General features: G+C 73.3%; 19 protein-coding genes. 11 read left to right on the forward strand and 8 right to left on the reverse strand.

Features of this window, described 5'->3' with window-relative positions:
• Positions 1 to 4 precede the first annotated feature (4 nt).
• From ABTY61_RS03335 to ABTY61_RS03350, 4 genes are all read left to right on the forward strand, one after another.
• Positions 5 to 1,036 (forward strand): C-terminal binding protein, encoded by a 1,032-nt coding sequence (locus tag ABTY61_RS03335; RefSeq protein ID WP_350503208.1) that lies wholly within the window; start codon positions 5 to 7, stop codon positions 1,034 to 1,036.
• Positions 1,036 to 2,208, forward strand: coding sequence for an aminotransferase class I/II-fold pyridoxal phosphate-dependent enzyme (locus tag ABTY61_RS03340; RefSeq protein ID WP_350503209.1), 1,173 nt, complete (start codon positions 1,036 to 1,038; stop codon positions 2,206 to 2,208). Before ABTY61_RS03335 ends, ABTY61_RS03340 begins: the two co-directional genes overlap by 1 nt.
• Before the next feature lie 117 nt (positions 2,209 to 2,325).
• Positions 2,326 to 3,321, forward strand: a complete 996-nt coding sequence (locus tag ABTY61_RS03345) for a GNAT family N-acetyltransferase (protein WP_350503210.1) — start codon at positions 2,326 to 2,328, stop codon at positions 3,319 to 3,321.
• A 16-nt stretch (positions 3,322 to 3,337) separates the two neighbouring features.
• The gene (locus ABTY61_RS03350) at positions 3,338 to 4,402 is read left to right on the forward strand and encodes a peptidogalycan biosysnthesis protein (RefSeq protein ID WP_350503211.1); all 1,065 of its coding nucleotides are present in this window, start codon (positions 3,338 to 3,340) and stop codon (positions 4,400 to 4,402) included.
• A gap of 97 nt (positions 4,403 to 4,499) precedes the next feature.
• Here the strand turns inward: ABTY61_RS03350 and ABTY61_RS03355 are convergent, their stop codons facing one another.
• Positions 4,500 to 7,328, reverse strand: a complete 2,829-nt coding sequence (locus tag ABTY61_RS03355) for an FAD-binding and (Fe-S)-binding domain-containing protein (protein ID WP_350503212.1) — start codon at positions 7,326 to 7,328, stop codon at positions 4,500 to 4,502.
• Between the two features lie 214 nt (positions 7,329 to 7,542).
• On the opposite strand from ABTY61_RS03355, the gene ABTY61_RS03360 reads away from it, so the two are divergent.
• The 7 genes from ABTY61_RS03360 to ABTY61_RS03390 all read left to right on the forward strand — a co-directional run bounded on the left by ABTY61_RS03360 (position 7,543) and on the right by ABTY61_RS03390 (position 15,289).
• Complete coding sequence (locus ABTY61_RS03360) at positions 7,543 to 8,229, forward strand: 2OG-Fe dioxygenase family protein (protein WP_350503213.1); 687 nt, start codon at positions 7,543 to 7,545, stop codon at positions 8,227 to 8,229.
• Between the two features lie 5 nt (positions 8,230 to 8,234).
• Entirely contained in the window at positions 8,235 to 9,083 is an 849-nt protein-coding gene (locus ABTY61_RS03365; RefSeq protein ID WP_350503403.1) for a class I SAM-dependent methyltransferase, read from the forward strand.
• On the forward strand, positions 9,080 to 10,465 hold the full coding sequence (locus ABTY61_RS03370; protein ID WP_350503214.1) for a diaminopimelate decarboxylase family protein: 1,386 nt from the start codon (positions 9,080 to 9,082) through the stop codon (positions 10,463 to 10,465). The genes ABTY61_RS03365 and ABTY61_RS03370 overlap by 4 nt, the downstream gene beginning before the upstream one ends.
• Positions 10,462 to 11,784, forward strand: a complete 1,323-nt coding sequence (locus ABTY61_RS03375; RefSeq protein ID WP_350503215.1) for an MFS transporter — start codon at positions 10,462 to 10,464, stop codon at positions 11,782 to 11,784. Before ABTY61_RS03370 ends, ABTY61_RS03375 begins: the two co-directional genes overlap by 4 nt.
• A gap of 11 nt (positions 11,785 to 11,795) precedes the next feature.
• Positions 11,796 to 13,091 carry an ATP-grasp domain-containing protein gene (locus ABTY61_RS03380; RefSeq protein WP_350503216.1) on the forward strand — a complete coding sequence of 432 codons (1,296 nt, stop codon included), beginning with the start codon at positions 11,796 to 11,798 and terminating at the stop codon, positions 13,089 to 13,091.
• Complete coding sequence (locus tag ABTY61_RS03385; protein WP_350503217.1) at positions 13,088 to 14,236, forward strand: GNAT family N-acetyltransferase; 1,149 nt, start codon at positions 13,088 to 13,090, stop codon at positions 14,234 to 14,236. Before ABTY61_RS03380 ends, ABTY61_RS03385 begins: the two co-directional genes overlap by 4 nt.
• 216 nt (positions 14,237 to 14,452) lie before the next feature.
• A complete protein-coding gene (locus tag ABTY61_RS03390; RefSeq protein ID WP_350503218.1) occupies positions 14,453 to 15,289 on the forward strand; it encodes a hypothetical protein in 837 nt (278 codons plus the stop codon).
• Positions 15,290 to 15,530: 241 nt separating this feature from the next.
• Here the strand turns inward: ABTY61_RS03390 and ABTY61_RS03395 are convergent, their stop codons facing one another.
• From ABTY61_RS03395 to ABTY61_RS03425, 7 genes are all read right to left on the reverse strand, one after another.
• On the reverse strand, positions 15,531 to 16,631 hold the full coding sequence (locus tag ABTY61_RS03395; protein ID WP_350503219.1) for an acyltransferase family protein: 1,101 nt from the start codon (positions 16,629 to 16,631) through the stop codon (positions 15,531 to 15,533).
• A gap of 789 nt (positions 16,632 to 17,420) precedes the next feature.
• The gene (locus ABTY61_RS03400; RefSeq protein ID WP_350503220.1) at positions 17,421 to 17,777 is read right to left on the reverse strand and encodes a beta/gamma crystallin domain-containing protein; all 357 of its coding nucleotides are present in this window, start codon (positions 17,775 to 17,777) and stop codon (positions 17,421 to 17,423) included.
• 213 nt (positions 17,778 to 17,990) lie between these two features.
• Positions 17,991 to 18,644, reverse strand: a complete 654-nt coding sequence (locus tag ABTY61_RS03405) for a serine aminopeptidase domain-containing protein (RefSeq protein WP_350503221.1) — start codon at positions 18,642 to 18,644, stop codon at positions 17,991 to 17,993.
• 106 nt (positions 18,645 to 18,750) lie between these two features.
• Complete coding sequence (locus ABTY61_RS03410) at positions 18,751 to 19,182, reverse strand: SRPBCC family protein (RefSeq protein ID WP_350503222.1); 432 nt, start codon at positions 19,180 to 19,182, stop codon at positions 18,751 to 18,753.
• A gap of 269 nt (positions 19,183 to 19,451) precedes the next feature.
• The gene (locus tag ABTY61_RS03415; protein WP_350503223.1) at positions 19,452 to 19,733 is read right to left on the reverse strand and encodes a hypothetical protein; all 282 of its coding nucleotides are present in this window, start codon (positions 19,731 to 19,733) and stop codon (positions 19,452 to 19,454) included.
• Positions 19,734 to 20,293: 560 nt separating this feature from the next.
• Positions 20,294 to 21,808, reverse strand: coding sequence for a cryptochrome/photolyase family protein (locus ABTY61_RS03420; protein ID WP_350503224.1), 1,515 nt, complete (start codon positions 21,806 to 21,808; stop codon positions 20,294 to 20,296).
• Positions 21,805 to 22,338, reverse strand: a complete 534-nt coding sequence (locus tag ABTY61_RS03425) for a DUF4383 domain-containing protein (protein ID WP_350503225.1) — start codon at positions 22,336 to 22,338, stop codon at positions 21,805 to 21,807. The genes ABTY61_RS03420 and ABTY61_RS03425 overlap by 4 nt, the downstream gene beginning before the upstream one ends.
• Positions 22,339 to 22,650: the final 312 nt, after the last annotated feature.

Below are 22,650 nucleotides of genomic sequence, written 5' to 3' on the forward strand. Positions count from 1 at the left end.
AGCCATGACCGCACCCCGAGTGCTCTACACCGACCCCGCGTGGCTGCGCACGGGCGACACCATCGACCCGGCGCTGGCCACGGTCGAGACGGAGGTCCTGGGCGGCAGCACCGAGCTGCTCTTCGGCCCGTTCGCCGACGGCCGCTACCAGCTGGACAGCCCGGAGCTGGCGGCCCGCGCGGCCGGTGCCGAGGTCCTGGTGGTCTACCGCTGCCAGGTCACCCCGGAGCTGCTGGACGCCGCCGGCCCGGGCCTGAAGGCCGTCGTCCGGCAGGGCGTCGGCGTCGACAACCTCAACGCCGAACTGCTCCAGGAGCGCGGCCTGCTGGGCTTCAACGTGCCGGACTACTGTGTGGACGAGGTCTCCTCGCACACCACCGCACTGGCCCTCGCGCTGGAGCGCGCCGTCGTCCCGCAGCACCGGACCCTGACCGAGGGCCGCTTCGACATCTACGCGGGCGGCGTGCCGCGTCGGACCAGCAGCCGGACCCTGGGCATCGTCGGCTTCGGCCGGATCGGCCGCGCCGTGGCCCGCAAGCTGGGCGTCCACTACGGCCGGACCCTGGTCTTCGACCCGTACATCGGCCGCGACCTGGCCGAGGGCTACGGCGCCCATGCGGTGGACACCCTCACCGAACTGCTCGCCGAGTCCGACCTGGTGACGCTGCACTGCCCGCTGAACCCGGAGACCGACCGGATCATCGACCGGACGGCGCTGCGCGGCATGCGCGAGGGCGCCTACCTGATCAACGCGGCCCGCGGCCGGCTGATCGACCCGGTCGCGCTGACCGAGGCGCTGGAGGGCGGCTGGATCGGGGGCGCGGGACTCGACGTGTTCTCGCCGGAGAACCCGCACGACGACGAGGCCTGGGCGCCGGTGCTGAAGCACCCGGGCGTCGTGGTCAGCAGCCACCGGGCCTTCCTGTCCAGCGACGCCGAGGCCAGCAGCCGCCGCCGGGTCGCCGAGCTGGTCCGCGACGTGCTGGCCGGCCGTACCCGGCTGGTCGGCCGCGTGCTGCCGGAGGGAAGTGCCTGATGACCACCCTTTCCCCCACCTCCGCCGCCGGGATCGGGGCCGGCGTCGCCGTGCTGTCCACCGGGGACGTCCGGGTCCCGGTGTACCCGGCGGCAGCGGCCCTGCCCGCGCTCGACGACCAGCCGTACCCGCCCCCGGCGGGGCAGGACGGGCTGCGCGCCGCCATCGCGGCGTACGCCACGGCGAGCGGCACCGCGACCATCCGGCCCGAGCAGGTCCTGGTGGCGCCCGGTGCCCGGGCCGCCATCCTGTCGGTGCTGGCCGGGGCGCTCGGGGACCGGCGCGAGGTGCTCGTCCCCGGCCCGTACTGGGCGAGCTACCCGACGCTGATCAAGGCGGCGGGTGGCACGGCGGTGCTGGTCCCCGGCCAGGTCGGCGTCGGCGCTCCCTCGATCGGGGCGCTGGAGGCCGCGCTCACCGGGCGCACCGGCGCGCTGGTCCTCAACTCGCCGCGCAACCCGGACGGTTCGGTGATCCCGGCGGAGCGGCTGCGGGAACTCTCCGACTGGGCCGAGGCGCGCGGGCTGCTGCTGCTCTTCGACCAGGTGTACCGGGGCGTCCCGATCGGGGACGGTCCCGCGCCCTCCGTCCTCGGCCTCGGCCCCGAACTGCCCGCGCACTGCGTCGTGGTGGACGGGCTCACCAAGAGCCATGCGCTGGCCGGCCTGCGGATCGGCTGGGCGATCGCCGCCGGGCCCGTCCTGGACGCCGCGACCGCGCACGCCTCGCACGTCATCGGCGGCACCGGCTCGACCGCCCAGCGGATCGCCCTCGCCGTCCTCGGCGGGGAGCCCGGTAGTGACACCGGTGGGGGGCCCGGCGGCGAGCCCGGCACTCAGCCCGACCGGGACGACCGGCGGGCACGGCTGGGCTCGGCCCTGGAGGGCAACCTCAAGGCGGTGCTGGAGCGGTTGTCCGGGATCCCCGGGGTGTCCTGCCCCCGGCCGGAGGGCGGCATCTTCGCCTTCCCCGACCTGCGCGGCTGGCTCGCCGAGCACGCCCCGCCCGGGGCGCGCGCGGATCTGACCGGCTGGCTGCGGGACGAGCACCGGGTCGCGGTGGTGGACGGGAAGGCGTTCGGAGCTCCCGGGCACGTCCGGCTGTCCTTCGCCCTGCCCGAGGAGGACCTGCTGACGGGCGTCGACCGGCTGCGCACCGCGCTGACCGGCTGACCGGCCGACCGGGCGGGGAACGACGCCGACACCGGAGAAGTCCGGTGCGGCACAAGGTCGGTGCTGGACGAGGTCGGTGCGGGACGAGGCCGGCACGGAACAAGGGGAAGAGAAGCAATGGCAGGTGCGCTGCGGGTGCGGGTCGTCCGTTCGGCCGATGAGCTCAACCCGGGGCTGGACGCCCTGGTCTCGGCGTCCGGGGCGCCGTTCTACTTCGGCCGGGAGTTCCTCGCCGCCTACGAGCGCTACCCCGTCCAGGCGGTCGCGGACCGCTACTACCTGGAGGCGTACGGGGACGGGGAGGAGCTGCTCGGCTTCGCCCCGTGCCACGTCCAGGCGGACCCGCTGGGCGCGTTGGGGCTGGCCGAGGGCGAGACGGCCCTGGTCTCCAACCTGTGGCACTGCCCGGACAGCCACCTGGTCGCCGTGGAGCGCCGCCCGGAGGTCGCCGCCGCGCTGCTGGAGGCCATGGGCCGCTGCGCGGCGGAGGCCGGGCCGGCCCGTTACGGGTTCGTCAACGTCGAGGTGGGCTCGCCCAGCGCGGCCGCGCTGGAGGCCGTCGGCCTGACCGGAACACCGATCGACAAGCGCTACGCACTGGACCTGAGCGGCTTCGCGACCGAGGACGAGTACCTCGCCACGCTCAGCGGCAGCACCCGCCACGAGTACCGGCGCCAACTGCGCCGGGCCGCCGAGGCGGGCGCCGAGATGTCGATGCGCACGGCCACCGCGGACGAGGAGGTCGAGCGCTACCGGCTGCTGGAGGTCAGCGCCGCCCGCTTCGGGTCGGCCGGCTACTACGACGCGCAGCGGATCGTCGACTTCCTCGGCATGATGCAGAAGGCCGCGCGGGTCAACGAGATCCGCCTCGACGGCGAACTGCTGGCGATCGGCATCCTCTTCGCCGAGGAGCGCAAGCTGCACACCTGGGCGGCCGGCTACGACCGGGAGCGCGAACTCCCGTTCAGCCCCTACTACCTGCTGCACGCCTCGGCGGTACGCTACGCGCTCGAACTGGGTCTGCCGGTCCTGGAGGGCGGGCGGCGCAACGACGATTTCAAGATGCGTTTCGGAATGGCACAGAAGCCGCTGGCCGCATACCTGGGATCCTGACGAAAGGTTGTGACCGATGGCGCTCCGCCTCACCGTCACCGAGGAGCTCCCGAGCGACTGGGAGTCCGTCACGCAGCACGCCGCCGCTCCGGCGACCAGGCGGTGGATCCAACTCGGCCACGACTGGCTGCCCGGGCGGCTGCACACCCTCGCACTGCGGGACGACGACGGCGAGTGCCTGGCCGCGATAGGCGCCGCCGTCGTCGAGGACCCGGGGGCGCGGCTGCGGCTCAACGCGCACCAGGTGCTGTCCGGCGGCACCGCCGCGATGGGCCTGGCGGCCGAGGGGCCGTACCCGTGGGCGGACACCGAGCACGACGAGGTGTTCCCGTCGCTGCTGCTGATGTACCCGAACTACGCCAGCTTCCCGGTCGGCCCGGCCAGCCGCGACCGGGCCGTGCTCAAGGAGTTCGTCGCCCGGATCACCGACTGGGCGCGGGCGCAGGGGCTGCGCTCGGTGAGCCTGCTGTTCCTGCGCGCGAGCGCGGATCCGTTCATCGAGGAGCTGCGCTCGGCGGGCTTCGACATCCTCGAGCTCACCCAGACCTGCGACCTGCGGGTCACCTGGACGGACCTGGACGGCTACTTCCTCAGCCTGCCCAGCAAGCGCCGGGTCGAGGCCCGCCGTGAGCTCCGGATGCTGGAGGAGCGGGGCATCGAACTCGACGCCCGTCCGCTCGCCGCGGAGGAGCCGGAGATCCTCGACCTGCGCTGCCAGCTCGCCGAGAAGTACGACGGGGTCTCGGACATCGAGCGGGAGCGGCGGATCCTGAACGGGCTGCGCGAGCACGTCGCCCCCGAGGACCTGACGGTGTTCACGGCCGGCAAGGACGGCACGATGCTGGGCTTCGGGCTGATGGTCCGGGACGGCGAGGAGTGGACGGCCGCCATCGCCGGCACCAACTACCGGCGCGAGGAATCGGAGTTCACCTACTTCGCCAACCTCTACTACCAGCCGGCCGCGCTGGCGTCCGCCCACGGCGTCAAGACCATCGGCTACGGTCCCGGCTCCTGGGACGCCAAGCGGCGCCGGGGCTGCGAACTGTCGCCGCTCTACGCCGCCGGGCTGCTGCTGGGCTGAGCCGAGCGGTGCGGGCGGGGACGCTTTCGACGTCCCCGCCCGCTCACGCATGCCCGGGCGCCGTCAGTGCCCGGGCCCTGTCACCGCTCGGGCCCTGTCACCGCTCGGGGCGGGCCGCCGCCCGGGCGAGCAGTTCGGCGAGGTGGACGCCGTCCCGGCGGGCGAGCTGGTCGAGTTGGGTGCGGCAGGAGAAGCCGTCGGTGAGCAGGACGGCCGCCGTCCCGGCCTCCCGCACCGCGGGCAGCAGCGCGGTCTCGGCGACCGCCACGCTGGTGTCGTAGTGGCCGCGCTCGGCGCCGAAGTTGCCCGCCAGACCGCAGCAGCCGCCGACCGTGCGGAGCTCGGCACCGGCGCGTTCGAGCAGCGCGCGGTCCGCGGACCAGCCCATCACGGCGTGGTGGTGGCAGTGCGGTTGGGCGACGACCTCCACGCCGCCGAGGTACGGCGGCTGCCAGTCGGCGACGCCGTCCAGGAGTTCGGCGAGGGTCCGGGTGGCCCCGGCCACCGAGTCCACCGCGCCGGACCGGCCGAGCAGTTCGGCGGCCTCCCCCCGGAACACCGCGGTGCAGGACGGCTCCAGGCCCACGATGGGCACCCCGGCCCCGGCGTGCGGCGCCAGCGCGGCGACGCTGCGCCGCAGGATGCGCCGTGCGGCGTCCAGTTGGCCGGTGGAGATCCAGGTCAGCCCGCAGCACAGCTTGCGTTCGGGGATCCGCACCGAGAAGCCGGCGTCCTCGAGGACCTGGACGGCCGCGATGCCGACCTGCGGGGTGAAGTGGTCCGTGAAGGTGTCCACCCACAGCAGCACGGGAGTTCCCGGGGCGGGCCGGTGCCCGGCGAACCACCGGCGGAAGGTGCGCGGGGCGAACGCGGGCAGCTCCCGCCGGTGGTCCACCCCGGCCAGCCGCTTGGCCGCGCGACCGAGCGGCCCGGCCAGCACGCCGTTCACCAGGGCGGGCGCCGTCGAGGCCAGCCGTGCCCACCGGGGCAGCCGGCCGAGCGAGTAGTGCGACGCCGGGCGCAGCCGGCCCCGGTACCGCTGGTGGAGCGCCTCGGCCTTGTAGGTCGCCATGTCGACCCCGCTGGGGCAGTCGGAGGAGCAGCCCTTGCAGGCCAGGCACAGGTCCAGCGCGTCGTGCACCTCCGGGGAGTCCCAGCCGTGCACCAGCGAGCCGTTGACCATCTCCTGGAGCACCCGGGCCCGGCCGCGGGTGGAGTCCTTCTCGTCCCGGGTGGCCCGGTAGGACGGGCACATCACCGCGTCGGCCGGTGCGGTGGCCCGGCACTTGCCGACCCCGGTGCAGCGGTGCACCGCGCGGCTGAAGTCGCCCTGGTCGGCCTGGTAGGCGAAGGCCAGCTCGGTGCGCACGGGCCGCGCGGCGGGCAGCCGCAGGTCCGCGTCGACCGGGCGGGGCCGCACGATCACCCCGGGGTTGAGCAGGTCGTCGGGGTCGAACACGTCCTTGACGGCGGAGAACGCCTCCAGCGCGGCCGGCGAGTACATCAGCGGGAGCAGCTCGCCGCGGGCCCGTCCGTCGCCGTGCTCGCCCGACATCGACCCGCCGTGCCGGGCGACCAGCTTCGCCGCCGCCTCGAGGAAGCCGCGGAACACGGCCGGGCCGCCGGGCCGTTCGAGCGGGAAGTCGATCCGGATGTGGACGCAGCCGTCGCCGAAGTGGCCGTACGGGATCCCGCGCAGCCCGTGCTCGGCCAGCAGCGCCTCGAACTCGCGCAGGTAGGCGCCGAGCCGCTCCGGCGGCACGGCGGCGTCCTCCCAGCCCGGGTGGGCGGGGTGGTGGGCGCGGGTGGCCAGCCCCGCGCCGTCCTCCCGGATCCGCCAGAGTGCCGCGGCCTCGGCCGGATCGGCCACCACCCGGGCGTCCAGTGCCCCGGACACCGCGACGGCCCGGGCCGCCAGCGCCCGGGCCTGCGCCGGGTCGGCGCCGCCGACCTCGACGAACAGCCAGCCGCCGCCGCGTGGCAGCGCGGGCACGGCCGCGGCCCCGCGCAGGCCGCGCACCACGTCCACGATCCGCGCGTCCAGGCCCTCGACGGCGATCGGTGCCCCGGGCAGCAGGGCGGGCACCGCGTCGGCGGCCGCGGCCATGTCCGGGTACCCGAGGACGGCGAGCGCGGTCGCGGCGGGTGCCGGGACCAGCCGTACGGTGGCCCCCAGCACGACGCCGAGGCTCCCCTCGGTGCCGACCAGGGCCGCGGCGAGGTCGAACCCCCGCTCGGGCAGCAGGTGTTCCAGCGAGTAGCCGGACACCTGCCGGCCGAAGCGCCCGAGTTCGGTGCGGATCACCGCGAGCCGTCGCGCCACCACCTCGTGGAGGGCCGACAAGGTCGGCGAGGACGTGGGATCGGCGCCCTTGCGCGCGGTGATCCGTTCGCCGGTGCCGGTCAGGAAGTCCAGCTCGACGACGTTGTCCGCGGTCCGCCCGTAGCCGAGCGCGCGGGAGCCGCAGGCGTTGTTCCCGATCATGCCGCCGATCGTGCAGCGGCTGTGGGTCGACGGGTCGGGGCCGAAGCGCAGGCCGTGCGGTGCGGCGGCCCGCTGCAGGTCGTCGAGGACCACCCCGGGGTCGACCACGGCGGTGCGGGCGGACGGGTCGACGCGGTGCACCCGGTTCAGGTACCGGGAGAAGTCCAGCACGACACCGGGGCCGACCGCGTTGCCGGCGATCGAGGTGCCGGCGCCCCGGGAGGTCAGCGGGACACCGAGCGACCGGCAGACCTCGAGCGTCGACAGCACCTCGTCGACGGCCCGGGGGAACACGACGGCGGCCGGAACCACCCGGTACAGCGACGCGTCGGTGGAGTACTCGGCGCGGCGGCGCGCGGAGACGTCCACCTCGACTCCGGTGCGGCGCAGTCGGGTGGCGAGCGCGTCGTCGCCGGTGGTGTCGTGGTCGTGGGTGTTCATCGGTGTTCGTTCCTCGCCCCGTGAAGTCAGATCGACGTGGCCATGCCATATCACATGCTCGCCGCCGTACGCCAGCTGACAGTCCGTCGAAAATATTGGCAGGTATACCGGAAGCCGGATCTTGATCTTCTGGTTCATCCGTCCATAGCCTTGCCGACATCAGCTGTTCACCAGGGTCCAGGGGGACCCCTGTGCCCGAACGCCGGAGGACGCCATGGGGTTGAACGCACAAGGCTTCACGATCATCGATACGCCGCCGCTCGACGAACACACGCTCTCGGAGTTCGAGAACCTGCCGCTGGACCCGTACACCGGATCCAGCCAGCGCTTCCGCCGTTTCTCCCAGTTCCGCCTCGTCCACGACGGGCAGTGGAAGCTCGAACTCCTGCCGCACCGTCACTTCGCCCAGCCCCGCCAGTACAACGACCTGGTCGGCGGACAGCTGCGCACCCTCGAGCCGCTGACCACGGACCCCACGCCGATCATCGCCGCCGGGGCCGAGGCCCTCGGCCTGGACGAGGGCACCGTGTGGCAGCTCAACATCCACCAGTGCCGGGTGGTGTCCACTCCGGACGTGAAGGGCGTCGCCGCGCCCGAGGGTCCGCACCGCGACGGCCACCACTTCGGCATAGTCGCCGTCACCCGTCGGCACAACATCTCCGGCGGCGAGACCCACTTGATGCCCCTCGGCGGCGGCGAGCCCTTCTACACCACCACCCTCCAGGACGGCCAGGCCATCGCCTTCGACGACCGGGTGATGTTCCACCACGTGACCGACATCGAGCACCTCACGGACGAGGGCGGCCACCGGGACGTGTGGCTGGTGGCGGTCAACCCGTGGGAACACCGCCGGTACGGCGAGGAGTACGAGGCCGAGGTCCTCGCGAGCAACGCGTCGTGACCGCCATGACCGAGACCACGCTCATCGCCCCCACCGCCCCCACCGCCCCCACCGCCCCCGCCGCGCCGGTCTACGACCGCATCGGCGTCGGCTACTCCGCCGTGCGCCGCCCCGACCCCCGCTGGGCCCAGGCCGTCCGGGCCGCCCTGGGCGACGCCCGTTCCGTCCTCAACGTCGGCGCCGGCTCCGGGGCCTACGAGCCGACCGACCTCACGGTCGTCGCCGTCGAGCCCTCGCTCGAGATGCGCGCCCAGCGCCCGGCGGACGCCGCCCCCTGCGTCGTCGGCCGGGCGGAGAGCCTGCCGTTCGACGACCAGGCCTTCGACGCCGTCCAGGCCGTCCTGACCGTCCACCACTGGACGGACCTGGCGGGCGGGGTCGCCGAACTCCTGCGGGTGGCCTCCCGGTTCGCCGTCGTCACCTACGACATGGACGTCCAGGCCGGCTTCTGGTTCACCCGGGACTACGTGCCGGAGATCGCCGAGGCCGAACGCTCCAGGGTTCCCTCGCTGCACCGGATCACCGAACTGCTCGGCCCCTGCGAGGTCACCGAACTGCCCGTCTGGCACGACTTCACCGACGGTTTCATGACCGCGTTCTGGCGCCGGCCGGAGGCCTACCTTGACCCGATGATGCGGCGCGCCTGCTCGGCCTTCGCACTGACCGACCAGGCGGCCGTCGAGCGCGGGGTCGAGCGGTTGCGCGCCGACCTGGACTCGGGCGCCTGGCACCGCCGGTACGCCGACCTGGTCACCCGCGACCGCATCGACGCCGGCTTCCGGTTGATCACCGGCAGCTCGCCGTACGCGACCGGCCACCGGCGGACCACGGCGGGGCAGGGGGCGACCGGATGAGCGGCGCACTGCCCGACCCGGCCGCCGAACCCGGCTGGGACTACGACCGGCTGGCCGACCTGGCGGGCCGTCACGCCACCCCGTTCCACGTCCTGGACACCGCCCGGCTCGACCGGGCGGCGCGGGACCTGCTCGCAGCGCTGGGCGAACTGGGCAGGCCCGCCACGGCGTACTACTCGGTGAAGACCAACTACCTGCCCCACCTGACCCGTCGGCTCGCGCGGCACGGCATGGGCGCCGACGTGGTGTCGGGGTACGAGCTGGAGGCGGCGCTCGCGGCCGGCTTCGAGCCGGCGCGGATCGTCTTCAACGGCCCGGTGAAGACCGAGGAGGAGCTGGCCCTCGCGGTCCGGCACGGAGTGCGGGTCAACATCGACGGCGAGCACGAGATCGAGGTCCTGGACCGGCTCGCGGCCGAGGCCGGGCGGGGCGCCGTGGAGGTGGGTATCCGGATCTCCCCCGGGGTGCCGGTCTCCACCTCCGCCGACCCCTCGTACCGGCTCCAGGCCGAACTCGCCGCCCGCCGCAACCGGTTCGGCTGGCCGGCCGGCTCGGCGCAGCTCGACCGGCTGGTCCAGGGCATCGCCGAGGCCCCGCACCTGAGGCTCACCGCGGTGCACGCCCACCTCAGCAGCCAGATCGTGCACCAGGAGCTGATGCTCCGCGCACTGGAGACGGTGCTGGGCGAGGCCGCGGAGCTGCACCGGCGGTTCGGGCTGCGCGAGGTCAACATCGGCGGCGGGTTCGGCGTGCCGGGCATCCGGCGCCCCCGCACCGGTCCGCTGTCCGCGTTGTGGGGCCTGCACGGCAGCGCCCCGGCGGCCGACGAGGAACCGTCCCTGGACACCGCGCAGCTGCTGGCGGACGTCGACAAGCGGATGCGGGACCTGGGCCTGGACGGGGTCGCCCTCGCCTGCGAGCCGGGCCGCTGGCTGGTCTCCGACGCCATGGCCATCGTGACCCGGGTGATGTCGAGGAAGGAACTGCCGGAGGCCGGCTGGCTGATCGTGGACGCGGGCAACAACGTGGCCCCGTGGACCGGCAGCGGCGAGGTGCACCGGCTGGTGCCGATCGGCCGCGCCTTCTCGCCGGACCGGTCCACCTGGTCGGTGGCCGGGCCGCTCTGCTACGAGAACGACATCCACGGCCAGGCCGTCGACCTGCCCGAGGACGTGCGGACCGGCGACCTGCTGTGCCTGCACGACACCGGCGCTTACTCCCTGGGCCGGAGCAACAACTTCATCCGGACCAGGGCCGCCGTCGTCGCCGTCGACGGGGAGCGGGAGCAGCTGGTCTGGCGGGCCGAGACCGGTCAGGACGTCTTCCGGCTGGCCGACCCGGAGCTTCCGCCGCCGGACGGGAACCCGGGACCGGCAGAGTGATCAGGAGCTACGCGGAGCTGCTGCGGCTCCCGGGCGCGAGCGCGGCGGCGGTGCCCGCCGCGCTCGCGCGCCTGGCCGGGACGATGGTGCCGCTCGCCCTGCTGCTGACCGCGGTGCAGTCGGGGCACTCCATCGCCGCGGGCGGCGGCGCGGGCGCGGCCTACGCCCTGGGCGGCGCGGTCGCGGGCCCGGCGATCGGGCGGCTCATGGACCGGCTCGGCCCGGCCCCGGTGCTGCGGATCACCGGCCCGGTGGCCGGGCTCGTGCTGGCCGCCGCCGCCCTCGCGGCGGACCGGCTGCCGACGGCCGTCCTCCTCGCGGCCGCGGCCGCCGCCGGACTGGCCACCGCGCCGGTCGGGGCCTCCGTGCGGGCGATGTGGGGCGGCCTGACCGAGGACGCGGCGATGCGGCAGCGGGCGTACTCCTTCGAGGCGACGCTGAGCGAACTGCTCTTCATCCTCGGGCCGACGGTCGTCACCGTGCTGGGCTCGCTCGTCGGTGCCCGGGACGCCCTGCTGGTCACCGCCGCCCTGCTGGGCGCCGGCGCGGTCGGCTACGGGCAGGCCGCGGTCGTGCGCCGCCGCCGGCCGCAGCCGCCGTCAGCCGCGCCCGAGGGCCCCGGTGCCCGCAGGTCCGGCCCGGGCGCCGCCACGCTGTCCGTCCTCGCCGCGATCGCCCTGACGGCCGCCCTGTCCAGCGCCCTGGCCGTCGCGGTCACGGCCGCACTGCGCGACCAGGGCTCGGCGGCTGAACTGGCCGGGACGCTGGTCGCGCTGCAGTCCGCGGGCAGCGTGGTCGGCGGGCTGGTCTACGGCGCCCGCAGCCCCAAGGGCAGCACCTACCGTCGGTACGTCCGGCTGCTGGTCGTCCTGGCCCTCGCCCTGGCGGTCCTGCCGACGGTCCACCTGGCCCACCGGGCGGGCCTGCCCGCCTCCTGGACGCTGGTCCTGCTGGGTGCCCTGCTGCTGCTCAGCGGGCTGCCGATCGCCCCCGCCGGGGCCGAGGAGTTCCAGCTCATCGGAGAGATGACGGCCCGACGGAAGATGACCCAGGCCTTCGCCGGGGTCGGCAGCTTCATCGCGGTCGGCGCGGCGGCGGGCTCGGCGCTGGCCGGCCTGGTCGCGGACCACCTCGGCCCGGCCGCCGCCCTGTCCCTGCCGGCCGTGTTCACGGCGCTCGCGCTCCTGGTGTCGCTCGCCGCCCGGGGGCCGATCTCGGCGGCCCTGGCCCCGGAGCCGACCGCCTCGCACCCGCCCCCCGCCCCGGAGCCGTCCCCCGCCCGCCCCGCCACCCCCGACCTCGGAGAGCAACACCCATGACCACCGCACCCATGAGCACCGCACCCGTGAGCACCGCACCCGGCGTCCTGGCCGTCGTCGAGAGCCAGTTGTCGAACTTCGGCCTGACGCCCCTGCGGGCCGCCCACGAACTCGGCTTCCACACCGTCCTGATGAGCAACGACCCCGACCGGTACCGGGTCGTCAGCCTCGCCGAGGAGGTCTACGCCAAGCACATCGACGAGATCATCCAGGCGGACACCAACTCCGTCGACGCGGTGGCCGCCGCGCTGGAACCGTTCCACGCGGCCGGTCGGCTCAGCGGCGTGATGACCGTGACCGACTACAACATCCCCCTCGTCGCCGAGGTCGCCGCCCGCTTCGGCCTGCCGGGGCTGTCCCCGGCGGCCGCGCGGAACTGCCGCGACAAGCTCCTGATGCGCCAGGCCTGCCAGGAGGCCGGAGTCGCCGTCCCCGGCTTCCACCAGGCGATCGGCGAGGAGGACGCACTCGCCGCGGCCGACCGCTTCGGCTACCCCTGCGTGGTCAAGCCGATGACCGAGTCCGCGAGCATCGGCGTCACCCTGTGCCGCACCCCCGACGAAGTCCTCGCGGCCTACCGGGACATCACCTCCTCCTCCACCGACTTCCGGGGCCAGCCCCGCCGCCCCGGCGCGCTCGTCGAGGAGTACCTGCTGGGCTTCGAAGTGAGCGTCGAGTCCGTCCTGGTGGACGGCGAGCGGCGGTTCCTGGGCGTCACGGACAAGGCGCTCGGCCCCCACCCGTACTTCGTGGAGATGGGCGACACCTTCCCGTCGATGCTCTCGGCACCGGTCCGCGCCGAGTGCACCGAGCTGGCCCGCCGCGCCCTGGAAGCCGTCGGGCACGACTTCGGCGCCGCCCACGTCGAGGTGAAGATGACCGCGGACGGGCCCCGGATCGTGGAGGTCAACGGCCGGATGCCCGGCGCGGAGATCACCCAGCTGATCCGCGAGGCGACCGGGGTGTACCTCCAGCGCGAGGTGGTCAAGCTGCACGCCGGCCGGCCCGCCGACCTCACCCCCAGCCGCGACCGCGCGGCCGCCTCCCGCTACCTGGCGGCCCGGCAGGCCGGCATCCTGTCCGGCGTCGACGGGGCGGACCTCGCCCGCCGGGTCCCCGGGGTCGTCGAGGTCGACCTGGAGGCCCACCCGGGGGACCGGGTCCGCCCCGCCGAGAGCAACCTCGACCTGCTGGGGTACGTCGTGGCGACCGGCGACACCACCGGAGACGCCGTGCGCCGGGCCGAAGCGGCGCTGGGCCAGCTCACCCCGCGGATCGACACCGGGGCCGGGACGGAGCAGCGGTGAGCAGCACACCCGAGGCCGGCGGTCCGACCACGCTGCGGGTGACCGCGTACCGGGACCTCGCCGAGCTCCCGCACCCCGGAACGGTGCACTGGGACACGCTGTTCGGGCCGCGCGGCTTCTACGCCGCGAGCCCGTGGCTCGGCCACGCCCAGGCCACCGCCGCCACCGCGCCGTACTACTTCACGGTGACCGACGGGGCCGAGTGGGTCGGCGCCCTGCCCGCCTACCCGCTGGAGCAGGACACCCCCTACGTCTTCTGCAGCCCCGGCCGGGTCGTCGACACCCTGCACCGGCAGGCCACCGGGGAGCCCGCGCCCTGGGCGGCCGGCCTGATGCCCGCCCTGGCCTGCGGCGGCCGCAACCCGTCCCACACCAAGGCGGGCGTCGCCCCCGGGCTCGACCCCCGGCGCCGACGCGAAGCGCTGGCGGCGATGGTGGCGGAGGCGGAACGGCAGGCCTGGGCAGCCGGACTGCAGTCGGTGTCGTTCCTCTACGTCGACGAGGACGACGACCTGCTGCGCGGCGTCCTGGCCGACGCCCAGTACATCTCGTTCCCCGGGCAGACCGCCTACTCCCTGGCCGTTCCCGACGACGGCTCCTTCGACAGCTACCTGGCCCGGTTCGACCAGCGCCACCGCGTCAAACTCAAGCGGGAGCTACGCGCCCTCGCCGAAGCCGGGGTCTCCTACCGCACCCGGCCGCTGACCGAGGAACTCATCGAGCAGATCGCCCCGTTGGAGATGGCCCTCTACGCCCGCCACGGCACCACGGCCGACCCGGTCGCCTTCCGCGCGGTCTTCGACAGCATCGCGACGAACACCGGCGACACGGCCCGGGTGACCACCGCCCACCTCGACGGAGCCCTGATCGGCTTCGCCCTCACCTTCACCCACGGCGGTGAACTGTACGCCCGCCAGGCCGGCTTCGACTACGAGGCCAAGGGCCGCCTCCCGGTCTACTTCGGCCTCGTCTACTACGAACTCCTCCGCCTCGCCCTCGCCGAGGGCCTCACCCACATCCACTACTCCACCGGCTCCGACCGCGTAAAACTCTCCCGCGGCTGCACCCCCCGCCGCCAACACGCCTACCTCAAACCCCGCCACCCCACCCTCACCCCCCACCTCGCCCCCCTCGCCCACCCCTGACCCCCGCCCCCGCCCGCCCCCGCCCGCCCCAACCGCCACACCCACCGCCTGCCGGCCGCGACGCCACCTCGCCCGCGACTACGCCGGCCCGCGCGGCTCGGGGGTCGGAGGGCCGGTGCGCCGTACCGTCGACATCTGCCCGATCTCCCCCCCGTTGTCGGACCCTTGCCGTACGTTCGTGCCGACCGTGTGCGCCGCCCCTGCCTGAGGAGATCCATGGCCGACACCATCAACTCGCTCGCCTCCCGGGTCCATGAACTGCTGGTGGCGAACCTGACCAATCCGGCGGCCTCGGCCATCCCCGGACAGGGGGCTCTCTCCACCCTCGCCCGCGCGCTCATGGGCGCCCCGCAGGGCGTGGACGTCGCCACGGGCTTCCAAGACGTCATCGCGCGCGCCGCCGCGCTCGGCCCGGACGCGGCCTGGCTGGTCGGCGCCGGGCACAGCGGGCTCGCCGCCCTGGCCTTCAGACGCAGCCAGATCGACCGGGCGCTCTTCCACCTCGACGCCGCCGTGACGGCCGGCTTCAACGACTGCGTCGCCCTCCACGCCGCCCCGCTCCGGCCGCTGCACGACGATCCCCGCTTCCGCGCGACCTACCAGCGGATCCGCATCACCATGGCCGACCTCGACGAACTCGTCTGGATACACCGGGAGATACACCTCATGTCCCGGGATGCCGGGAGGGCCTCCACCGAGAACATCGGCCGCCACGACACCGGGGTCTCCCTGCTCCCCAAGGCCCCCATCCCGACCCGGGTGCCGAACACTCCCGGCGTCCTGATCACCCGGATCGACCTTGCCGCCACGCAGACCGTGCTCCAACGCGCCATCATGAAGGCGGACATCAGCCGCGCCGCCGGCAACGCCTCGGTCAGCGCCGTCTCCTACAACTGGGACGACGCCCGCGCCCGGCGGGACGCCTGGCGCGCGGACGACCTGGAGTCCCAGCGCCGCCAGGCCGCTGCCGCCCGCGCCTTCGTCGAGCGCCCTGGTGCCAGCACGCTGGTCGTTCCCTGTCCGCCGCTCGGGTCGCTCAGCCATCCGTCCTGACACGGGTATCCGGCCGCCCGGGGAAACGACATGGTCCGGCAGACGGGCCGGGTACGCACGTGGGCGGGGCGGCGGCCTCGCCGCCGGTGGACCCCTGCGGACCGCCCCCCGGACCCGCGTTCCCCGCGGCCCCGCGGCCGCACGAGCGCACGGCCGCACGAGCGCTCGTCGCCTACGGCGCTCGGAGTCCCGCTTCCTCGCGCTACGGCCGGGCCGGCACGACGCGGTGATCAGTGGCGGGTCACTGTACGGGTTGCGGATGTGGTGCCGGCGGGTTGCTCGGGTGTCGGTCGAGGGCTTGGTCGAGGTGGCGGCGGAGGGCACGGCCGACGGGCTTCTCGACCACTCGGTGGATCACTGCGGCCAGGAGGAGCATCGAGACGGTGGTGAGGGCGAGTCGGCCCCAGGGGCCGAGCCAGTGGGCGTGGCGGGTGAGTTCGGTGGCCATGGGCAGGCCGAGGCTCTGGTGGATCAGGTAGAAGGGGTAGGTGAGCGCACCGGCCGTCATGAGCCAGCGCCAGCGGATGCGGGCGAGGGGGCCGATGGTGGCCAGGAGCAGGAGGGCCAGGAAGGCGGTCAGCAGGGCGCTGGCGACGGTCCAGGAGCAGAGTGCGCTGGACCCCCATTCCCGGTAGTGGCCGGACAGCCGAATGGGGAGCATGGTCAGTTCGTAGCACCAGGCGAAGCCGAGGAGGATCCAGAGCATGAGGTTCTGCCCGAAGCGGTACATGAGGTAGACCGCGATGCCGGCGACGAACAGGCCGGCGTACTGGCTGAGGACGAGGTCGTCCAGGAACTTGCTCTTCGTCTCGGAGGTGATGATCCCGGCGGTGAGCCAGATCACGCAGAACCCCATGACCCGGTGGTAGGTGGTGCCGAAGGCCAGGAGGACGGCCATGAGGAGGTAGAAGTGGGCCTCGACGGCAAGGGTCCAGGCGACGCCGTCCAGGAGGCTGGCGTGGAGGGCGTCGGGGAACATGGTCAGGTTGGCCAGGACGATCCGGGGGTGGATCACCGCGCTGACGTCGTGGGTCTGCATGGGGATCAGTGCGATCCTGGCCACGATCAGGATGAGGGCGCACCAGTAGGCGGGGTAGAGCCGGGATATTCGTGAGGCGGCGAACTGTCCTGCGGTGCGGCCCCAGGCGCTCATGCAGATGACGAATCCGCTGATGAGGAAGAAGGCCTCGACGCCGAGCCAGCCGTACATCGCCGCGTGGTGCAGTGGGTAGGCGAACTCCTTCGCGGACGGTCCCCACAGGTTGGGCGGGATCGCGCTGAGGTAGTGGAATCCGGTGACGGCGAGCGCGGCGAGCAGTCGCATGCCGTCGACGACGGCCAAGCGGGCACCGGACTCACCCCGGACACGGCCTTCGGTCAAGGCTCTTGCCCGCGCAAGGCCACTCCGGGCCTGCCGGGGGGTGGGCGGTGACGTGGGCTCGTGAAGCACTGGCTGAAATCCGATCGTGTCGATACGCCCGCTCTCCCTCGGGACCGCAGACGAGGGCCATGGGGGTAGCGAACTGTGATGCCGCTCAGCCGATGCGCGGGCACGTCACCCGCGGACTGATCAACAGCGTGTATATCGTATTGCAAAAAATGTCAAGGAAAGCCGTGCGGTCGACGTGCCCAGCGCAGCCGATCGGAGGCAGCGCGGGGCGAAAGCCGGCTATGAAAAGAATCGGAGCTTCACGGGGGATCAAGGCCCCGGGCCCGCTCTGCCGCAGGGCCGTTGTCGGGCTGTGGAAGGAGATCGTCCACAGGCCGACAACAGCCCGTTGAGCGGACGCTGGAGTCGGTGGCGGCGAGCCTGGGGTTGATCGCGCGAGCAGCCGTGCCCGCCGGTCGGCTGTCCAGGTCGTACGCCATCGCAACATCGCCTCGGAGTGGGCGTTCGCCGGCCCGGAGCCGCTGGAGAAGGTCCGTGCGTTCCGGCGTGAACTGCGTCGCGCGGTGAGAGAACAGGCCGCGGTGCCAAAGGCCGGTGCCGGCCATGCCCAGGGGCGTGGCCGGCACCGGTGAGCCGGGCTGGAGCGAATTCACGTCACGGAGAATTCAATGACGACCCAATTGACGGGACTTCGTGCGGTGCGGCCGGGAGAATCCGTGTGGGGTCCGCTCCGCCGGTTCTTCAGAGGATCCGGATGGAGTTGACCTTCGGCGGGCGGTTCGGGAACGAGATGTCGGTCCAGCGGTTGATCCTCACCGAGTCGCCGTTGGCGTCGGAGTAGACCAGGTCGTTGTTCCCCGTGGAGATCCGGTCGACCCACCAACCGCCGAAGCCGATCGTCCCGGCGTTCGCGTAGCAGTCGACGCTGTCACGGCCGTCGAGGTGCGACCAGATCTTGAGGTAGTCATTGCGGTTTCCGTCGCACGGGATGTGGTCGATGGCGAAGGCATTGCCGGACGGCACGGCCACGGTGAGCGCGGCCGCCGCGGCGAAGGCCAAGGCCATCGAGCCCACGGCCTTCTTCGCGTTCGAGAACATGGATCCTCCCTGGTCAGATAAAATAACGAATTCTGGGCGTGCGGCGACTTTCTGTTGAGTCGTGCCCGATCAGTATCCAGACCAATTTTGTGAGGGTCAATCGAACGCGCCTTGACCTGACGTTTTCTCGGTCATTTATGTCCGAGATTTCCGCACGGCGTGGGGTGCGCTGTACCTCTGGGACTCGTGAGCAGCGTGGTCTTCTCGAGCCGGTCAGGGTTCGTTCGGTGAGACCTCCTGGAAGGTCCGGTGTTCGAGGATCGCCGTGACGGACCGGGCCGCGAGGCGGTGCCAGGTGCGGGCCCCTCGGATCATGGTGTGGCCGCCGTGCGGCATGGCCATGTACTGCACGTCGGCGCCGGCCCGCCGGGCGCGGGCGGCGAAGGCGCGGGACTTGTCGGCGCTGGTGACGCGGTCGGCCGGGTCGTGCAGGATGACGATGCGTTTGCCGTGGAGGTGTGCCACCGGATCGTCGTCCTCGCACCAGGGCGCGAGCAGGACCGCGCCGAGGACGTGCGGGTGGCCGGCGGCGGCGATGGCCGCCCGGCCGCCCATGGAGTGCCCGAGCAGAGCGATCCCCGCTCGGGGCGCCAGGGAGGCCAGTTCCCGGACGGCCGCGACAGCGTCAGCCGCCGGGTGTGCGTGCCGGCCGTTCCAGCCCCGGTGACGGTACTCCACCTCCACCGTCACCAGGGCGCGGTCTCCGGTGCGGCGCTCGACCGCCGCGCCGAAGACGCGCATGCGCAGCCGGGCGAGTCCGAACCGGGGCTGCGGGGCGAGGCTTTCGGCCTTGCCTCCGTGCAGGAGGAGCAGTACGGCGGGGTCCGTGTGCGGGTTCGTCGTGGCGGCCGGTTCGTCGGCTGGCATGACGGTGTCGGCTCCTTCGGCTGGACCGGGGTGGCGGGTGGCGGGTGGCGGCCGGGGTCCGCCGGGTGAGGCGGGCCCCGGCCCGGGGTGCGGCGTAATCCGCCGGTCACTGGCCTGCCAGCACTCGGGGAAGCCGCTCGGCGACCGCATCCGCGAGACGCTCGAACTCTGCACGCAGGAACGGCGCGACAAGACGCGCCAGGCCGTTGAACCGAAGCGAAGCCCGGTAGACCAGCAGCGTGCGGCCCTCCGACGCACGGAGCGAGATGTCGTCGGTCGCGGTGACGGTGCGGTTGTGCCCGATGAAGACCAGCCGATCGGGCCGGTAGTCGTCAAGGCGGTAGACCAGCTCCGTCTGCCTCCCCCTGAACCGCGAGGTGTTGCGCCAGCGCGCACCCGCCACCACGGGGCCGGAATCCAGACGCACGCAACTCACTGTGCCCGGATCCCACTCCGCAGTGTTCCCGAAGTCCGCCAGGTACCGCAGGACCTCTCCGGCCGGCTGCTCGACGACCATCCGGCGTTCCACGCTGATCATCGGCTCTCCTTCCCGTTGCCCGTTGCCCGTTGTCCGTCGTCCGTCGCCGTCCGCCCCGGTCGGTTGACGTCGCCCTTCTCATTCGTCGCGGACGCGTCCCCGGATGGCAGACTTCCCCGCCGGTGCCGTACGTCACCGCGGGGCCACCGTCACCGGTTCGATGGACATCGGTTCACCTCCAACGGGCACCACACCGCGAAGGGCGCGGCAGCGGCCACCCGTGCGAAAGGCCCCGGAGGTGGGCTTCGGGGCCCCGCGGGCGGGCCCGGTCAGGCGGTCTTGCCGCCCGGGTGGTCGAGCCAGGCGCTGCGCGAGCCCTTGGCGGCGGGCGCTTCGCGTTCGTAGCCGGCGAGTGCCAACCCGAGTCCGAAGAACGTGGGCGCCCACTCGCCCACGAAGATGCCCCACCGGTCTGCGCGTTCGACTCCGGCCTGTTCGGCCTTCATCGACGCGATCCAGCTCAGCAGGGACAGGCCGATGGACCCGAACGCCGCCGCGTAGGCGTGCTCACTGGTGATTCCGGCTTCGTGGAGCTTGCGCACGATGGTCATGACTACCCTCCAAGGGGGCTGTGCGTGATCGTTCCTGTGTCTCTACTGTCGGGCCGCCGCCGGCAACGCGGCAGTCGCATCGTTGGTGCATCGTCCTGTTCGGCCGGGGACCGGCGGGACGCGATCCCGGTCGATCGACTGCCGCGTGGGCGAAAACCGGCCCGGGCCTGGATGCTCGCGGGCCTCCACCACCGCACGACCCTGCTCCTGGTGCGCGGCTCTCCCACGGACCCGACCGAAGTCGAAGCGGCGGTCCGCCCCCGGCTCGCCGAACTCCTGGCGGCGGACCCCGGTCGCGCGGCGTCGGGCGGCCTTGTGGCCCGCACTGTCCGACCGTCATGTCCGGCTGTTGGAACGGGTGTTGCCGCATGATCGGCCGGGATCCGCGCTGTACGTGTGCCCCAGTGCCAAGGAGGAGTTCGGGCCGGCCGTGCTGGAGGCCATGGAGGCGGGCCTCCCGGTGGATCGGTCGCGGGAGACGGACCGGGTAGGCCCTGTGCCCGGCGTCACGGGTAGCGGCTGAGCCTGCGGGCGTTGGGCGGCACCGTCGTCGCCTGCCGTCAGGGGGGCGACTGGCCGCGGGCGCGTTCGGCGGCGAGGACTTCCGGCAGGCCGGTGAGGCGGTTCAGGCCGGCAGCGGCCTGCGCGGTGCGGTGGTTGGCGGCGAGGAGGGCCCGGTGGCGGTGGACGAAGGCCCAGTAGCCGGTGGTGAACGGGCAGGCCCGGTCGCCGAGGCGTTCGGTGGGGCGGTAGCGGCACTTGCCGCAGTGGTCGCCCATCCGGTTCAGGTAGGCGCCGCCCGCCGCGTAGGGCTTGGTGGTGATCAGTCCGCCGTCGGCGAACTGGGACATGCCGACGACGTTGGCGGTCATCACCCAGTCGTAGCCGTCGACGAAGCAGCGGTGGAACCAGTCGGTGAGTTCACGCGGGTCCCAGCCGTGCTGGAGGGCCCAGTTGCCGAGCACCATCAGCCGGGGGATGTGGTGGACCCAGCCGTGGTCGCGGACCTCGGTGAGGACGCCGGACAGGCAGCGGGCGGTGACGGCGTCGGCGTCGAGATCGCGGAACCAGGCGGGCAGCGGCTCGTGGTGGCCCAGCCGGTTGGCGTCGCGGTAGTCCTCGCCGAGGTGCCAGTAGAGCTGCCATACGTACTCGCGCCAGCCGGCGATCTGCCGTACGAAGCCCTCGGCGCTGTTGAGCGGCACCTGCCCGGACCGGTACGCGGCCTCGGCCGCGCGCACGCACTCGCCGGGGTCGAGCAGACCGAGGTTGAGCGGGACGGACAGCGCGCTGTGGGCCATCCACGGGTCGGCGTGCAGCATCGCGTCCTCGTACCGGCCGAAGTCGGCGAGGCGGTGGGCGACGAAGTGCGCGAGCGACTGCTCGGCCTCCGCGCGGGTCGCGGCGAAGCGGCGCGGGCCGTCCCGGCCGACGAAGGCGACGTCCCCGTCGCGCTCCCAGCGGTCGAGGTCGGCTCGGACTTCCTCGTCGATGCCGTCCTCGGCCGGCGCGAACGGGGGCGGCAGCGGCAGGGTGGCGGCGCCCTTGGGCGGTGGTTCGCGGTTGTCCCGGTCGAGGTTCCAGCGGCCGCCGGCCGGGCTGCCGTCCGGCTCCAGCAGCAGGTGCTCGGCGCGGCGCACCCGGTGGTAGAAGTCCTCCAGCAGCAGGCGCCGTTCACCGGGTTCTCCCGCCCAGCGGCGGAAGTCGGCGAACGGGACCAGGAAGCCGCGCGCCGGCAGCACCGTCACGCTGGGGAGGCCGTCCACCAGGCCGAGGGCCGCGCGCGACGTCGGGTGGCAGACGGTCACCCGGCGGCGGCCGACCGCCTTCGCCAGGCCCTCGCGGTAGGTGTCGGCCCGCACGTAACGCACCCGGTCCCCGAGAGCGGCGGCGGCGTGGCGCATCGCCGACAGCACCAGGTGGGCCTTCGCCCGGTGGAACCGCCGTCGGCGCAGCACCGAGCGGGCCTCGATCATGACCAGCGGAGCGTCCGGGTCGGGGCCGCCCTCGCCGGGGGTGAGGAAACGCGGCCCGAGCTGGTCGCCGAAGAGCCAGTGCGGGCGCGGCCCGCTCACGCCGCCCGCTCGGGAAGGCGGGCCGGTCGGGAGTCGAGGGAGAGCGCCGGAGCATCCTGGCGGTCGCCGGGCCCCGGGTGGCGGTGGCGCCAGTAGGGGTTGTCGAGCGGGAGCCTGCCGCTCACACGGCCGTACATGCCGAACGTGGCGATCACCAGGCCCATGACGAAGCTGAAGAGCACGTTCTGGATGCGGAAGGCCAGGATGTTGGCCTGCGAGTCCAGCAGTGCGAGGTTGACGAAGCCGCTGGGGACGAAGAGAGCGCCGACGGTGATGTTGACCGTGGAGGAGATGTTTCCGCCGATCAGGGCGCCGCCGAGAAGTACCGCGGCCGTGACCACCGAGACGAGGCTGAGCAGGCCGTTGCTGGAGAGACCGGCGATCTTCTCGCCGTCGGTGCTGAAGAAGGGCAGTCCGTCCGACAGGCCGAGACAGCCGAAGACCAGCAGGGCGGCGCCGCAGAGTCCGGCTCCAGCGCGGTAGACCCGGGACAGGCGGTGGTCGACCGGCAGTTCCTCGTGGAGTTTCATGGTCCGCTCCGTTCCTCGGTGATCGTGTCGGGCACGCGCTGCACGGCCCTTCCGGGAGCGTCGGCCGCGGTGGCCGACCGGAACAGTCGCAGCGGTGCTGCATCGTTTGCGGATCGGCCGGAGGCGGCCTCCGTGTCCCCGCCGTGAAACGCTGCACAAACGATCCGACTCGCTTGCGTGGTGCCGAGCGCATGCCACGGCCCGCTCCGCGGAATCCCGGACAAGTGCTGCGAAAACGCTGCGACTGGGAACGACGGCCTCGACCGGAAGAGCATGGCGGTGTGGAGCCACCGGGCAGCCCGGTTGTCCGGA

The organism is Kitasatospora sp. NPDC096128 (assembly GCF_040303105.1).
GTDB lineage: Bacteria > Actinomycetota > Actinomycetes > Streptomycetales > Streptomycetaceae > Kitasatospora.